Origin of the sequence: Kitasatospora sp. NPDC059795, assembly GCF_042732175.1 — a bacterium.
Classification (GTDB): Bacteria; Actinomycetota; Actinomycetes; order Streptomycetales; family Streptomycetaceae; genus Kitasatospora.
Window position 1 is genome coordinate 1 of the sequence record NZ_JBHWID010000015.1, and the last position, 14,105, is coordinate 14,105.

At 72.1% G+C, this 14,105-nt stretch carries 13 protein-coding genes and 1 tRNA gene; 9 read left to right on the forward strand and 5 right to left on the reverse strand.

Features of this window, described 5'->3' with window-relative positions:
- Positions 1 to 239: 239 nt before the first annotated feature.
- Both ACFV4P_RS26895 and ACFV4P_RS26900 read left to right on the forward strand, forming a co-directional pair.
- Complete coding sequence (locus ACFV4P_RS26895) at positions 240 to 713, forward strand: hypothetical protein (RefSeq protein ID WP_380475298.1); 474 nt, start codon at positions 240 to 242, stop codon at positions 711 to 713.
- Positions 710 to 2,713, forward strand: coding sequence for a hypothetical protein (locus ACFV4P_RS26900; RefSeq protein WP_380475300.1), 2,004 nt, complete (start codon positions 710 to 712; stop codon positions 2,711 to 2,713). Before ACFV4P_RS26895 ends, ACFV4P_RS26900 begins: the two co-directional genes overlap by 4 nt.
- Positions 2,714 to 2,957: 244 nt before the next feature.
- On the opposite strand, the gene ACFV4P_RS26905 is transcribed toward ACFV4P_RS26900, so the two are convergent.
- Positions 2,958 to 3,042: transfer RNA gene (locus ACFV4P_RS26905), tRNA-Leu, on the reverse strand.
- A 248-nt stretch (positions 3,043 to 3,290) separates the two neighbouring features.
- Between ACFV4P_RS26905 and ACFV4P_RS26910 the strand changes: the two genes are divergently transcribed.
- From ACFV4P_RS26910 to ACFV4P_RS26920, 3 genes are all read left to right on the forward strand, one after another.
- Positions 3,291 to 4,613, forward strand: a complete 1,323-nt coding sequence (locus ACFV4P_RS26910; RefSeq protein ID WP_073808690.1) for a M20/M25/M40 family metallo-hydrolase — start codon at positions 3,291 to 3,293, stop codon at positions 4,611 to 4,613.
- 231 nt (positions 4,614 to 4,844) lie between these two features.
- Positions 4,845 to 5,087: a chaplin gene (locus tag ACFV4P_RS26915; protein ID WP_380475302.1), complete on the forward strand. Its 243-nt coding sequence runs from the start codon at positions 4,845 to 4,847 to the stop codon at positions 5,085 to 5,087.
- A gap of 314 nt (positions 5,088 to 5,401) precedes the next feature.
- Complete coding sequence (locus ACFV4P_RS26920) at positions 5,402 to 6,310, forward strand: chaplin (RefSeq protein WP_380475304.1); 909 nt, start codon at positions 5,402 to 5,404, stop codon at positions 6,308 to 6,310.
- Between the two features lie 114 nt (positions 6,311 to 6,424).
- Here ACFV4P_RS26920 and ACFV4P_RS26925 read toward each other — a convergent pair whose 3' ends face one another.
- Complete coding sequence (locus ACFV4P_RS26925) at positions 6,425 to 6,634, reverse strand: DUF5703 family protein (protein ID WP_043912690.1); 210 nt, start codon at positions 6,632 to 6,634, stop codon at positions 6,425 to 6,427.
- 332 nt (positions 6,635 to 6,966) lie between these two features.
- Here ACFV4P_RS26925 and ACFV4P_RS26930 point away from each other — a divergent pair, with 332 nt between their 5' ends.
- The gene (locus ACFV4P_RS26930) at positions 6,967 to 7,569 is read left to right on the forward strand and encodes a hypothetical protein (protein ID WP_380475306.1); all 603 of its coding nucleotides are present in this window, start codon (positions 6,967 to 6,969) and stop codon (positions 7,567 to 7,569) included.
- Between the two features lie 119 nt (positions 7,570 to 7,688).
- On the opposite strand, the gene ACFV4P_RS26935 is transcribed toward ACFV4P_RS26930, so the two are convergent.
- The 3 genes from ACFV4P_RS26935 to ACFV4P_RS26945 form a co-directional block, all read right to left on the reverse strand.
- The gene (locus tag ACFV4P_RS26935; RefSeq protein ID WP_380475308.1) at positions 7,689 to 9,791 is read right to left on the reverse strand and encodes an ATP-binding domain-containing protein; all 2,103 of its coding nucleotides are present in this window, start codon (positions 9,789 to 9,791) and stop codon (positions 7,689 to 7,691) included.
- Positions 9,792 to 9,822: 31 nt separating this feature from the next.
- Positions 9,823 to 10,800 (reverse strand): aldo/keto reductase, encoded by a 978-nt coding sequence (locus ACFV4P_RS26940; protein ID WP_380475310.1) that lies wholly within the window; start codon positions 10,798 to 10,800, stop codon positions 9,823 to 9,825.
- 133 nt (positions 10,801 to 10,933) lie between these two features.
- Complete coding sequence (locus tag ACFV4P_RS26945; protein ID WP_380475312.1) at positions 10,934 to 11,329, reverse strand: hypothetical protein; 396 nt, start codon at positions 11,327 to 11,329, stop codon at positions 10,934 to 10,936.
- A 113-nt stretch (positions 11,330 to 11,442) separates the two neighbouring features.
- Here ACFV4P_RS26945 and ACFV4P_RS26950 point away from each other — a divergent pair, with 113 nt between their 5' ends.
- The 3 genes from ACFV4P_RS26950 (at position 11,443) to ACFV4P_RS26960 (ending at position 13,891) form a co-directional block, all read left to right on the forward strand.
- On the forward strand, positions 11,443 to 12,489 hold the full coding sequence (locus ACFV4P_RS26950) for an LLM class F420-dependent oxidoreductase (protein ID WP_380475314.1): 1,047 nt from the start codon (positions 11,443 to 11,445) through the stop codon (positions 12,487 to 12,489).
- A gap of 332 nt (positions 12,490 to 12,821) precedes the next feature.
- Positions 12,822 to 13,181, forward strand: a complete 360-nt coding sequence (locus ACFV4P_RS26955) for an ArsR/SmtB family transcription factor (RefSeq protein WP_380475672.1) — start codon at positions 12,822 to 12,824, stop codon at positions 13,179 to 13,181.
- Positions 13,178 to 13,891, forward strand: a complete 714-nt coding sequence (locus tag ACFV4P_RS26960; RefSeq protein WP_380475316.1) for a cation transporter — start codon at positions 13,178 to 13,180, stop codon at positions 13,889 to 13,891. The genes ACFV4P_RS26955 and ACFV4P_RS26960 overlap by 4 nt, the downstream gene beginning before the upstream one ends.
- The last annotated feature ends 214 nt before the right edge of the window (positions 13,892 to 14,105 follow it).

The window sequence follows — 14,105 nt, forward strand, 5'->3', positions numbered from 1 at the left end:
CCTCGACCACGAACTCCTGCCGAAGAACATCGAAGGCACCCGAGCCAAACTGAAACGCCTCGTCAAGCTCGACATCCTCACCGAGATCGACACCGACAACTTCACCACGAAACAGTAGCCAACCGAACGCCCGCCACCGGCCGTCCCGCCCCAGCCTCACCCCGAACCGGACATCAACTCACGAACCGCCCTCTCAGAGCCTCGCGACCTCCCATCAGCGACGCAACGCCGGGACCCTGATGGCCCTGGCCCTCGGCTGCGGCCTCGCCGTCGAAGACCTCGCCCTCGTCCGCGGACGCGACATCACCGGCGGCCCCGGAGGCCGAGCACTCGTCACCGTCGGCGGCCGCCGTCCCCGCACCGTCATGTGCCGCTACGCCTACGAGGAACTGCTGCTCACCAGCACCAGGGGCCTCGAGCCGGACACGTACGCGTTCCGCCCCCACTACGGCGACCGCTCCAGCAAGCACCTGGCCTCGGACTGGCTCACCACACACCCCCGCCACACGGGCCGGAACAGAACGGAGGTCCTCCAGCCCCAGCGCCTGCGGACCGCCTACCTGCTCGGTCTGCTCCATGACAGGCTCCCGCTGCCCGTCATCCTGCGCGCCGCAGGCGTCAAGTCCCTTCACAGTCTGTCGCGTTACGTCGAATTCCTGCCGGACGTCCCCGACGGCCACGCACTCGAGCTCATGAGGGGCACGCCCGAATGAGCCGACGGGAAGCCGACCGGCCACGCCCCGGCCGCACCAGCGGCAACCCTCTGAGGCCCTCACCGGACCAACCCACCTGGCCCGAGAGCGAGAAGATCTCCGGCGCCCTCGTCGACACGCTCTTCGACCTCGTCCGCCGCAGCGGAGCCCTCGAGCGCCTGCCCAGCGACACCGGCCGGCCCGGACCCAAAGGCCTCGACTTCCGCACGGTCCTCGTGGGACTGCTGCTCGCCCAGTACAAGCGCTACCGCGCCAACCTGGACGACGCGTGGGAGCTTCTGTTCCTCGGACTGAGCACCAAGTCCAAGCGCCTGCTGGGAATCCCGGACCTTGACCTCACCCTGCGCGACGACATGCCCGAAGACGAAGGCAATCGGGTCATCCACCTGCAGTACGCCACCTCCAAGCGCGTCTACGGAGCATGGAAGTCGATGAACCGGCGCTTGGACCCCGCCCCGCACAACCGCCGAAAGCGCATCACCATCGCCGAAGCCGAAGCCATCCGTGCCCAGTGGGCCGACCCGGCCAACGAGCCTATGGTCCGCAACCTCGAAGCCATCGCCCAGGACCTGATCATGGCCCCGGTCAAGAGCGCTGTCACGGCCGGACTCTTCCGCCGCTGGCCCGGGGACGTCGCAATGGACGACACCCCGCTTCTGCTGCGCGCCCAACGGGAGAGCGCCCACGACGACCGGGCGTCCTTGGAGATCACCGCAGGCCTCTACAAGAAGGGCGGCAGCAAGAAGAATAAGAAGGGCGGCGACGCGAAGAAGGGCCGCTCCACCGGCACCCGGCGCGGCGTCGCCAACGAATCGCGCCAGCACTCCGGCGAGAGGGCCACCGGGCGCGCTGCCGCCAGCGGCAGGGCCCGCACGGCCAAGAAGACCAGTGTGAACAAGGCAGGCGGTAAACAGGCGAAGGCCAAGGAGGAGCCGGACGACAACGACCTGATCTTCGCGTATGCCCTCATGCTCACCACCACGACCCACGCCGTGGGTGATCTCGCCGGCACCTACCCCAAAGTGACGCTGGGCATGATCCTGCGCACCCCCGGTACCGAGCCCGGTCGAGCAGCCATGCGCTCGCTCCACCCCTCCTACGAGCACGGCATGGCCCGCGGACTCGTCTGCGCTGACCGCGGCATCAGCCAGGCGAAGGCCGAAGACTTCGACATCCCGCTGCTCGGCATGGGCCTTGGCGTCGTCAAGCACTACAACGACGACCAGGTCGACCTCCAAGGCGAGTACCGCGGGATGCATCTGATCGGCGGCCGCTTCTACTGCCCGCTCATGCCGCAGGCGCTCGCCACCGCAGGCGCGATCGTCGTCGATGTCGAAGCTGACAAGGCGGAGCGCCTCCTGGCCCGTGAGCAGGTCCGCCAGCGCAGGCCCTACGCGACCAAGCTCAAGCAGAGCGGACCCAACGGCGACGAACGCCGGTCCTGTCCCAGCCTGGGACCGCACCCGACCGTCACCTGCTACCGGCGCACCGTCGGCACCAAACCGCAAACGGTCATCGACCTCGACGCTCCTCTCCCGCGCACAGCACACGCACTGCCGCACATCGCCGGGTCGGCCAACGAAACCGGACCCCACCCGAGTATCTGCACCCAGGCGAGCGTCACCGTCCCGGGAACCGTCCTCGCCAAGCACCGCCAAGCCATGGCCGTCCTCGACGACGACTGGCAACAAGCGTGGTCGCGGCAACGCAGCCAGAACGAGGGCCACAACGGCATCCTCAAGAAGGGCTACAGCGACGACCTCAGCGACCCGGACAAGCGACTGTCCCCAGGCCGTGTCTCCCAGACCATCCTGGTGGCGATCACGCTCTGCGTCGCCAACATGCGAGCGATCGAGGTCTTCCGCCGCAGCCGCTACTTCAAGGCCATCAAATCGGCCACCCAGCCAACCAAGCGGGAAAGCGCACAAGCCGGACAAGAGCCGAGCCTGCCGCCGAGCGCCGACGTTCACGTCGAGGACTGCCAGCCGTCCCGCGAGTGAGCCCCACCTGCAGCGATCGGCAGTACAACGCAAAATGCCCATGAAGCGAACTAGGTTCGCTTCATGGGCATGCTCACGTTTGCGGTAAATCGCCTGCCGGTGCCCACTTTTCACAGCACCGCCGCCTAACGACGATTGAAACCAAGATCAAAAACCCACTCCGAGCATCAAGGGCTCGTCGAGTCAAGATCATTTAGCGATCTCGGGAACGCTCGCGGGATGAATCCTTGAACGACCCTGCTAGTGTCCGAGGGGGGACTTGAACCCCCACGCCCGATAAAGGGCACTAGCACCTCAAGCTAGCGCGTCTGCCATTCCGCCACCCGGACGGGTGTTGTGTCTTTGCGGGTTGTTGTCCCGCGCTGACATGGACAACAGTAGCAAAGATCGCCTGGTAGACCCAAAACCGGGGCGGCGGGGTGGCGGCGGGCTTCGAAAGCGTGGGGTGGAGGGGGGCAGGCCCTTGGGGTGCGGCGGGTGCTGGGGGAGGATGGCGGGATGGCGCCCGCGGCTCCCGGCCGGGCCGGGGCGGCGCGGGCCGCAGCCGCGCCGGGCGGGCCGAGGTTAGGTGGGAGCGATGAGTGTGGGCAGCGAGCGCGCGGTGACGGCCGAGTCGGAGGTCGCCGAGATCTGCCGTGACCTGATCCGTATCGACACCAGTAATTACGGCGACGGATCGGGCCCGGGGGAGCGGAAGGCGGCCGAGTACGTCGCCGAGCAGCTCGCCGAGTTCGGGCTGGAGCCGCAGATCTTCGAGTCGGCCAAGGGTCGCGCCTCCACCGTGGTGCGGATCGAGGGCGAGGACCGTTCGCGGCCCGGCCTGCTGATCCACGGCCACACCGACGTGGTGCCGGCCAACGCCGACGACTGGACGATCCACCCGTTCTCGGGCGAGATCGCCGACGGCTGCGTGTGGGGTCGCGGCGCGGTCGACATGAAGGACATGGACGCGATGACCCTCGCCGTGGTCCGCGACCGCCTGCGCACCGGCCGCAAGCCCCCGCGCGACCTGGTGCTGGCGTTCCTCGCGGACGAGGAGGCCGGCGGCACCTACGGCGCCCGGTTCCTGGTGGACCGTCACCCCGAGCTGTTCGAGGGCGTCACCGAGGCGATCGGCGAGGTCGGCGGCTTCTCCTTCACCGTCAACGACCAGGCCCGGCTGTACCTGATCGAGACGGCGGAGAAGGGCATGCACTGGATGCGCCTGACCGTCGAGGGCCGCGCCGGGCACGGCTCGATGGAGAACGACGACAACGCGATCACCGAGCTGTGCGAGGCGGTGGCCCGGCTCGGCCGGCACCAGTTCCCGCTGCGGATCACCAAGACCGTCCGGGCGTTCCTCGACGAGCTCTCGGACGCCCTCGGCGTCCCGCTCGACCCCGAGAACATGGACGAGACGCTCCGGGTGCTCGGCGGCATCGCCAAGATGATCGGCACCACCCTGCGCAACACCGCCCAGCCGACCATGCTCGGCGCCGGCTACAAGGTGAACGTCATCCCCGGCCAGGCCACCGCGCACGTGGACGGCCGCTTCCTGCCCGGCTACGAGGAGGAGTTCCTGGCCGAGCTGGACAGCGTCCTCGGCCCGCGCGTCAAGCGGGAGAGCCTGCACTACGACAAGGCGTTGGAGACCAGCTTCGACGGCAAGCTGGTCGAGGCCATGCAGACCGCGCTGCGCGCCGAGGACCCGATCGCCCGGGCCGTCCCCTACTGCCTGTCCGGCGGCACCGACGCCAAGTCCTTCCAGGACCTGGGCATCCGCTGCTTCGGCTTCGCGCCGCTCCAGCTGCCGCCGGAGCTGGACTTCGCCGGGATGTTCCACGGCGTGGACGAGCGGGTGCCGGTGGACGGCCTGAAGTTCGGCGTCCGGGTGCTGGACCGGTTCATCGACCTCGCCTGATACGGCGCGCGCCCGATGCGGCCGCGACCGGCGCACCCGAGATCCGAGAGGAAATCCGCACATCCAGGAAATATGAGAAGCAGTCGAGCGTGAGAGATGCCGATCAGCTGTTCGCTTGATCACTTCAACGGGTGAATGTCGGCCCGGCCCCGCATCCCGGGTGCCGGGCCTTCGTTCATCCGTGTGCAGCCCGGGGGAACGGGCTGGAATCGACCAGGAGGAACAGAACAGATGAAGGCCAAGAAGATCGCTGCCGTCGCCGCCGCCACCGGTGGTCTGCTGCTCGCCGGCGCGGGTGTCGCCTCGGCGCACGGTGGCGCGCAGGCGGAGGGTGCCGCGGCCGGCTCCCCGGGTGTGCTCTCCGGCAACCTGATCCAGATCCCGGTGCACGTCCCCGTCAACGTCTGCGGCAACACGATCAGCGTGATCGGCCTGCTCAACCCGGCGTTCGGCAACAGCTGCGCCAACTTCTGACGGATTCCCCGAATCCGGCGCCCCCGTACGGCCGTTGGCCGTGCGGGGGCGCACTCATGTCTGCGGCCGTTCCCCGGTGGCTTTCCCGTACGGGTGAACGTCATGGTTCCCGGAATACCGCAGACCTCACCCGATCGGATGAACTGACTGCAACTGGCTCAACCTTCACCACCAGGGGTCGTTGAACGTAGTGCTGCCGCAATCGCGGCACGGAATTCCGACTATCGGATTGATGAGCGGTCCCGGCTCGCGGAATGCGGAAGTCATCGGAAGTCGGTTCATCTGTCCACCGGACAAGGAAACAAGGGGAGTCAATGCGACAGGTCGCCAGGAAAGGCCTCCTCACGGCCATGGCCACCGGCAGCGTGCTGGCCTCGACCGCGGGCTACGCCCACGCGACCGCCGACGCTCACGGCGTGGCCGCGAACTCGCCGGGCGTCGGCTCGGGCAACGCGGTGCAGGTCCCTGTGGAGCTCCCCGTGAACGCGTGCGGCAACACCATCAACGTGATCGGCCTGCTCAACCCGGCGTACGGCAACAACTGCGCGAACCTCAGCCCGTCGCGCCCGGCCGGCACCACCCCGAGCACCACCGGCAACGGTGGCTCCGGCACGGGCGGCTCCCACACCGGTGGCTCCCACCCGGGCGGCGCCCACACCGGCGGCTCCGGCTCCACCGGCTCCGGTCCGACCGGCACGTCGGGCGGCGGCTCGTCCGTGACGGGCGGCGGCGCCACGGCCGGCGGCACGGCCAGCAACTCGCCGGGTGTGATCTCCGGCAACCAGGCGCAGGCCCCGGTCGACGTGCCGGTCAACGCGTGCGGCAACACCATCGACGTGATCAGCCTGCTCAACCCGGCGTTCGGCAACAACTGCGACAACCACGTCACGCCGCACCAGCCGCCCGTCCCGGTCGTCGAGACGCCCCCGCCCGGGTGCACCCCGCCGGGCGGCGAGTGCCCGCCGGTGACCCCGCCGGTCACGCCTCCCGTCACTCCGCCGGTCACCCCGCCGGGGACGGAGCGCACCGTCGTCCCGGTCGGCGGCCAGGCCTCCACCCCGGCCCCCCAGGTCGCCGGCGTGCACTCCGCCGCGGACACCTCGGACCGGCAGCTGGCCTCCACCGGCGCGGACGGCCTGGAGATCCTCGCCCCGGCCGGCCTGCTGCTGATGCTCGGCGGCGGCGTCCTGTACCGCCGCTCCCGCGCCCTCGCCCGTCGCTGAGCCCGGACCCGACCCCGCTGAGCCCGGACCCGACCTCCACCGAGGCCGGAGAGCACCGCGCCCGGGCCGCCCCACCGCTTCACGCGGGGGGCGGCCCGGGCGCGGGCATGCGCGCTACCAGGTGGAGCGGACCTGCCGGATGATGCGCCGCTTCAGTCGGACCGTCCGACTGCCGTCGGGGTACAGCCGGAGTCGGTCCAGCTCCCACTGCCCGTACTCGGCGTGGTCGGTGAGCAGTTGGCGCGCGGCGTTGCGGGAGGTGCCGCGCGGCAGACGAAGCGACTGGTACTCGTACTCCGGAAGCCGGACCGGTTTGGTAGGGATCAAGACTTCTCCTCCGCTGCTGTGCTGCCTGCAAGCCTACGGCGCGCCGTCGACCGGTGGCCGGTTCGGGTCCGATCCGCTTCCGGGCGACAGGACGAGCCTTCCCGGGTGCGGAGCTGAGCGTCAATCAGTTTTCCCTTCCGGTACGGATACCCGTCCCGGGCCGCGCCGACGCGTCCCCGGCACGCACCGGCGAACGGGCCGCAGGCCCGGGCAATTGGTGGTGACGGAAAGGTGCGGAACGGACATCGAGGGTGAACTTGCCCGCTTTTCACGGCTGTAGGTGACAACCGCTGTGCGTGTTGCCGTCGGGTGGGGATAGCGTCTGCACCATGTCTGATGCCGCGCAGCTGACCATCACCGAGGTACGGGCCGCCGCAGAGGCGGTCAAGGCCGCCATTGACCGCCACCTGCAGGCCGTCTCCAGCTCGACCGAGCCCGGCGATCCGGTCGTCGTCCACGCGTACGAGGAGCTTGCGGCGGCCGCCATTGCCTACGACCAGATCCTGTACGAGGTCTACGACGAAGTCACCCCCTTCGAGATCCCGGGCGACGAGACCGGGACGGGTTACCAGGGCCCCGAACAGCCCGAGGCGATCAGCGTGTTGATCCGCCGCGACTACCTGATCACCGACCCGAAGCGCCTGCGGGCCCAGGCCGAACGGGTCGACGAGGGGCTCACCCCCGGCGGGGGTGGCGAGGCCGAGATGACCGCGGCGATCGGCGTGCTGTTCGGCGAGTACGAGCCGGACGAAATCGCCGCCCGGGCCGAGGAGTTCGGCCTGGAGGAGGGCGACTCCACGCTGTGGGTGTCGGCCACCGACCCGACCGAACCCGGCGAGTGGCTGCCCGAGCCGTTCGACGGCGCCGACCCGGAGCTGCTGATCTGCCGCTTCGACGTCAGCGAGGTCTACGACGACGAACTGGACGACTGACCCGACCCACCCCGCCCGATCCGGGAACGCCGACGCGAAGGGCCCGGGACGACGCAACCCGTCGTCCCGGGCCCTTGCCCGTCTGCCGCCCCTGTCGGCCCCTGCCGCCCCTGCCGGCCCTACTGGTCGGCCAGGAGCGACCGCAGGCGGGTGGTGCGCGGCGTCGCCGGGCGCTCGGCGACCGCCCGGGCGAGCGCGGGGCCGGCCGCGTGGACCACCGACAGGTGCCGCTCGGCCCGGCCGAACGCCGTGTACACCCACTGCCGGGTCAGCTGCCCGGCCGCGTCCTCCGGCAGCACCACGACCACCGCCGGCCAGCGCCGGCCGACCGCCTGGTGGGCCGTCACCGCCCAGCCGTGGCGGAGCTTCCCGGCCTGCTGCGGGGTGAGCGTGAGCCGCCCGCCGTCGGCCAGCTCCAGGTGCAGGCCCTGCGCGTCGCCGTCCAGCACCCGCCCGGGCAGGTTGACGCCCAGCGCGGGGGAGTGCACCACCCGGTCGCCCGGGTCGAAGCCGCCGAAGCGGCCCGGCCCGGGGTTCAACTTCGCCTTCGCGGCGGCGTTCAGCGCCCGCGTACCTGCCGGGCCGGCGTGGCCCGGCGTCAGCAGCACGGTCTGCTCGGACGGGATCGACAGGGCGCGCGGGACGGAGTCGGTCAGCAGCTGCACGGCGCGGTGCACGGCCTCGCCGCCGTCCTTGGCGGTGAGGATCACCACCTCCTTGTCCGGGGCCTCCACCGGCTGGAGTTCGCCGATGCCGACACCCGAGACCAGCTCGCCGATCGGCCCGAAGTCCGGGGTGCGGGACGCCACCGTCGGGCAGGCCCTGGCCGCCAGCAGGTCGGCGAAGAACCGGCCCGGGCCGGCCGACCACAGGCCGCCCGGGTCGCCGGACAGCACCAGCCGGGTGCCGTCCGCGAGCGCCTCCAGCAGGGTGGCGGCGGTCTCCACGTCCAGCAGCGGCGCGTCCAGCACCACCAGCACGTCCAGCGGCAGGGTGCCGTCCACCGCCCGCGGCAGCTCGGCGCCGTACAGCAGCTCGGCCAGGGTGCCGATCCGCCCGGCGGCGGGGGAGCCCTCCGGGAGCAGCGCGGCCAGCGCGTCGCGGCCCTGCCCGGTCCAGGTCGCCGCCCGGGCCCGCAGACCGAGCCCGGCGGCGGCGTGCAGCAGCGCGGCCGGCTCGGCGCGGGCCGCCTCGCCGCCGGTGTGCAGCACCAGACCGGACCCGGCGACAGTGCGCACCAGCTCCTGCGCCGAGCGGGACGGCGCAGCCGCGGCCGCCGCCTCCCACGCGGCCGGGCCGGGCTGGACGGGGGGCTCCTCGGACGCCGCGACGGCCTCGTCCGCAGCCTCCGCAGCCTCGCCCGAAGCCCCCGCGTCCTCGTCCGACGACTCCGCAGCCTCCGCAGCCTCCGCAGCCTCCGCCTCCTCCGTCTTCTCTGCGTCCTCGTCCGCAGAGCCTTCGTCCGAGGAGACGTCGGAATCCTGAACGTCCTCGCCCGGTACGAAGGTCGACAGCAGCCGGACCAGGCCCTCGCCGAGGCTCTCCTCCGCCAGCGCCAGGCGCTCCAGCGCGAGCAGGGTGCGGACGGGCGGCTCCTCGTCCTCGTCGTGGCTGCCGGGCGGCATCGGCAGCTCCTCCTGGAACGGCATCACCTGCCCGTCCTCCAGCACCGCCTGGAGCGCGCCCGCCGGGTCGGGGACGTGCTGGGCGCGCAGCGCCTCGGAGACCGCGGCGAGCTCCTGCGCGGAGTGCCCGCGCAGCGCGGCCTGCTCCATCAGCCACGTCACCAGCGCCTGGGCGCGCCGCGGGTCGCCGGGCTGCGCCTCGGCGCCGAGCAGCCCGCGGGCGAAGCCGTCGGCGTGCTCGGGACGGACGCCGGGCAGCGAGAGCACCGCCCACGGGTCCGCGCGCAGCAGGCCGGCCGCGCCCTCGCCGAGCTCGGCGACCGCGACGGGGGCGAGCTGCGCGGGCGCGCCGCCGACCGCCAGGACCTCGGCGACGGCGGCGAGGGCGGCCTGCCGCTGGGCGTCGGCGGTCGGGCCGTCAGCAGTGGGGCCGTCAGCAGTGGGGCCGCCGGCGGTCGGGCCGCCGGCGGGCTGCTCGGCGGCGGGAGCGTCGTGGGAGCCGCCCTTGCCGACCGCGCGGATCGCTTCGGCGAGGGCGGCGACGGTACCGGCGTGCTGCTCGGAGGCCGGGGCCGGGCTCTCCTCGGGGGTGGTCATGCGGAAGGCTCCTTCAACGGGCCGGACGGCGCTACAGCTCCGTCCAGCCCTGGTCCGGGTAGCGGTGCACCGGGGCCGACACGTCGTCCAGGGCAGCGCGGATCTCACCCGGAAGCGTAAGGGCCTCCACCGACAGTGAGGACTGCAGCTGGGCGGCGGTGCGGGCGCCCAGCAGGGCGGCCGACACGCCGGGCCGGTCGCGGACCCAGGCGAGGGCGACCTTCAGCGGCGTGGAGGCCAGGCCGTCGGCGGCGGTCGCCAGCGCGTCCACGATCCGGCGGGACGCCTCGCCCAGGTACGGCTGCACCGACCCGGCCGGGTGCGGGGCGGCGCCCCGCGACTCCGCGGGAACGCCGTGCCGGTACTTGCCGGTCAGCACGCCCCGGCCGAGCGGCGAGCCGGCCAGCAGGCCCGCCCCGGCGTCCAACGCGGCGGGCAGCGCCTCCCGTTCGATGCCGCGTTGCAGCAGCGAGTACTCCAGCTGGACGGCGGCCAGCGGCGCGCGGCCGGGCGAAGCCTGCTGCCAGGCCGCGGACTTGGCGAGCTGCCAGCCGCTGTACTGGCACACCCCGGTGTACCGGGCACGGCCGGAGGAGACCGCCAGGTCGAGGGCGTGCAGGGTCTCCTCGGTGGGCGTGGCCGGGTCGTACGCGTGCACCTGCCACAGGTCGACGTGGTCGGTGCCGAGGCGGCGCAGCGAGGCGTCCAGGGCGTTCAGCAGGTGGCCGCGGGAGGCGTTGGGGCGGGGGGTGCCGGGCAGCAGGCCGGCCTTGGTGGCGATGACCAGTTCGGAGCGCGGGACCAGACCGTCCGTCAGCCGGGACAGCAGGTACTCGGCGCCGCCGTCGGCGTACACGTCGGCGGTGTCGACCAGGGTGCCGCCGGCGTCGACGAAGGCCTTCAACTGCTCGGCGGCCTCCTGCTCGTCGGTGTCCCGCCCCCAGGTGAGGGTGCCCAGGCCCAGCCGGGAGACCCGCAGGCCGGTGCGGCCGAGCTGTCGCTGTTCCATCGCGCCCTCCGTCCACCGTGCTGCGCCACGCGTGCGGGCGCAGGTCGGGGGCGGTGCCCCCCACGTGCTGCGAGATTAGCGGCGAAACCGTTCGCTGCCCGGGACGACCCGCTCGGCCGACGTGGTGTCGGGCTCAGCAGTGCGTCTCGATGAACAGCAGCACGCGGCCGTCGTCGTCGGCGAACTCGTACGCCTCGTGGAACGGCAGCGCGGCGGCGTCGAATCCGGCCCGCGCCGCCAGCCAGGCGGCCGGGCGTTCCTCCGCGGCGAGGAACCGCGGCATCCACAGCCGGACCCGCTCGTCGTAGTCCACGTCCATCGTCATGCGGTCGGCGGTGACGGCGAGCCGCTTGGCCCGGCGGACGTCCAACGGCCCGCGGACGAGGCGCCAGTGGCAGCCGTCGGCGTCGGTGAAGCCGCGGTCGTGGACGGGCATCGGGCTGAAGCGGACCTCGGGCTCGTCCTCGGGGCGTGCGGGCAGGGCCGCCACCAGGTCGGCGAAGGTGGTGGAGCGGCGCTTCCCGGTCATCCGGGCAGCATGTCAGGGCGGAGTGGCGGACAACACGGCTACCGGTCAGTAGTGTGTCGCTCGACACAGGGGCTACTCTCGCCGCACCACCGGATCTGGAAGGCAGTGGGCACATGCGACTCGGGATCAACCTCGGCTACTGGGGCCTCGGTCTGGACGCCGACAACATCGCCGTGGCCCAGGAGGCCGACCGGCTCGGCTACTCCGTCTGCTGGGCCGCCGAGGCGTACGGCTCGGACGCCGCCACCGTGCTGTCCTTCGTCGCCGCGAAGACCGAGCGGATCGACGTCGGCTCCGCGATCTTCCAGATCCCGGCCCGCACCCCCGCGATGACCGCGATGACCGCCGCCACCCTCGACACCCTCTCCGGCGGGCGCTTCCGCCTCGGCCTCGGCGTCTCCGGCCCGCAGGTCTCCGAGGGCTGGTACGGCGTCAAGTTCGACAAGCCGCTGGCCCGCACCCGCGAGTACGTGGAGATCATCCGCAAGGCGATGACCCGCGAGCGGCTCGTCCACGACGGCGCCAACTGGACGCTGCCGCTGCCCGGCGGGCCCGGCAAGGCCCTCAAACTCACCGTCCACCCGGTGCGCGAGCGCATCCCGCTGTACATCGCCTCGATGGGCCCGAAGAACCTCGAACTGACCGGCGAGATCGCCGACGGCTGGCTCGGCCTCTTCTTCGCCCCCGAACACGCCGCGCTCTCGGTCGACGCCCTCGCCGCCGGCCGCGCCAAGGCCGGGCTGACACTGGACGGCTTCGACCTCTGCCCGACCGTCAACATCGCGGTCGGCGACGACATCCACGCCGCCGCCGACACGCTGCGCGACTACACCGCCCTCTACCTCGGCGGCATGGGCAGCAAGGAGAAGAACTTCTACAGCCAGCTCGCCCGCCGAATGGGCTTCGAGCAGGCCGCCGACGACGTCCAGACCCGCTACCTCGCCCACGACAAGGCCGGCGCCGCGGCCGCCGTCCCGCACGACTTCATCGACGCCACCTCCCTCCTCGGCGACACCGCCCGCATCGCCGACCGCATGCAGGCCTACGCAGCCGCCGGCGTCACCACCTTGACCCTCGCCCCCGCCGGCTGGTCCCTCGACGAGCGGATCGCCGTCCTGCGCACGGGAGTCGATGCCCTGGAACGCGCCGGGCTGGCCTGACGGCGGGTCTCCCCGGGGGCGAGGTCGGTGCGAACAGCGCGACGCCGTTCGACGGCTGCGGGCGCCGCCTGCTCGGTGTTCGTCGCCTCTCCCGGGTGCAGGCTGCCGCCGGCTGACCCGCGCGGCAGCGGGGCGTGATTCCTGACGCTGTCGCGCGAGCCGGAGGGCACCTCGTCGGACGGGCGGACGACCGCGAGGTGTCGGGCGCGTTCGATCCCTTCGCCGGCTCGAAGCCCGGGGTCGTGGCTCAAGGGCCATGGCTCAAGGGTCGGCGCGGGTCGCGTCCGGTCGCGCCGACAGACTCCAGGCCGGGCTAGTATCGCCGAATGGCGATGAAATCTCCCAATAAGGATGCCGGCAGGGGTGGTCTTGAACCCGCTGCCGCCTTGTTTCGTTCGCTCGGCGATCCAGCCCGGTTGGCGATCGTCCGGCGGCTCGCGGTCGGCGAGGCCCGGGTGGTCGACCTGGTCGAGCAACTCGGTCTGGCCCAGTCGACGGTCTCCAAGCATCTGGCCTGCCTGCGCGAGTGCGGCCTGGTGGACTCCCGCCCGGTCGGCCGGGCGTCGATGTTCACACTGACCCAGCCTTCACTTGTGGGCCTGCTGGTAGCGGCCGAGGCCGTGCTGGAAGCCACCGGCGAGGCCGTGGCGCTCTGCCCCGCCTACGGCACCCCGGACGGAGAGCGCGCGTGACCGCCCCCGAGATCGCGGCCGGGACGACGGCAGTCCACGAGTCCAGCGGCGGCTGCCGCTGCGAGCCCGGCTGCACCGACGCCTGCTGCCGCCCACCGGTCGTCAGGGATGCTGCCTGGCACGACGCTGCGCGCAAGGCGAAGCTGCTGTCCTGGCTCAGCCTGGGTTTCATGGCGACCGAAGGCGCCATCGCCATCACCGCCGCCGTGCTGGCGTCCTCCGTCGCGCTGCTCGGATTCGGCCTGGACTCCGTCATCGAAGGCCTGGCCTCGGTGATCATCGTCTGGCGGTTCAGCGGCTCCCGGACTCTGTCCGAGGACGCCGAGAGCAAGGCCCAGAAGGCCGTGGCGGTCACGTTCTTCCTGCTCGCCCCGTACATCGCCTACGACGCGATCTCCGCCTTGGCGGCGGGCGAACATCCGTCGACCAGCGTGCTCGGCATCGTCCTGTCCGTGTCCTCGCTGATCGTCATGCCGCTGCTCGGCCGGGCCAAGCGCCGTCTGGGCAAGGTGCTGGACTCCGCGTCGACGTCCGGCGAGGGCACGCAGAACCTGCTGTGCGCCTACCTGGCCGGTGCTGTCCTGGTCGGCCTGCTCGCCAACACGCTGTTCGGCCTGTGGTGGGTCGACCCGGTCATCGGCCTCCTGGTGGCCGGCCTCGCCGTGCGCGAGGGCATCGAGGCATGGCGCGGCGAGGAGTGCGGCTGCTGACGGCCGGCGAGGTCACCGTGCGGGACGGGAGCCTTCGGCCTGGCCGGCCCGGGACCTTGCGCAGCGCCACGGCCGGCGGACGCCCCGCTGCATGAGCTTGACCATGGCGTCGGCGGTCTGCGCCCGAGCCCGGCGGGCGGAGCGGTCCGTGGCCAGTCCGGTGCCCAGTCGTTCTTCACAGCCTGCTGAACCGGTGCGGCCGTTGCCCGGTTGC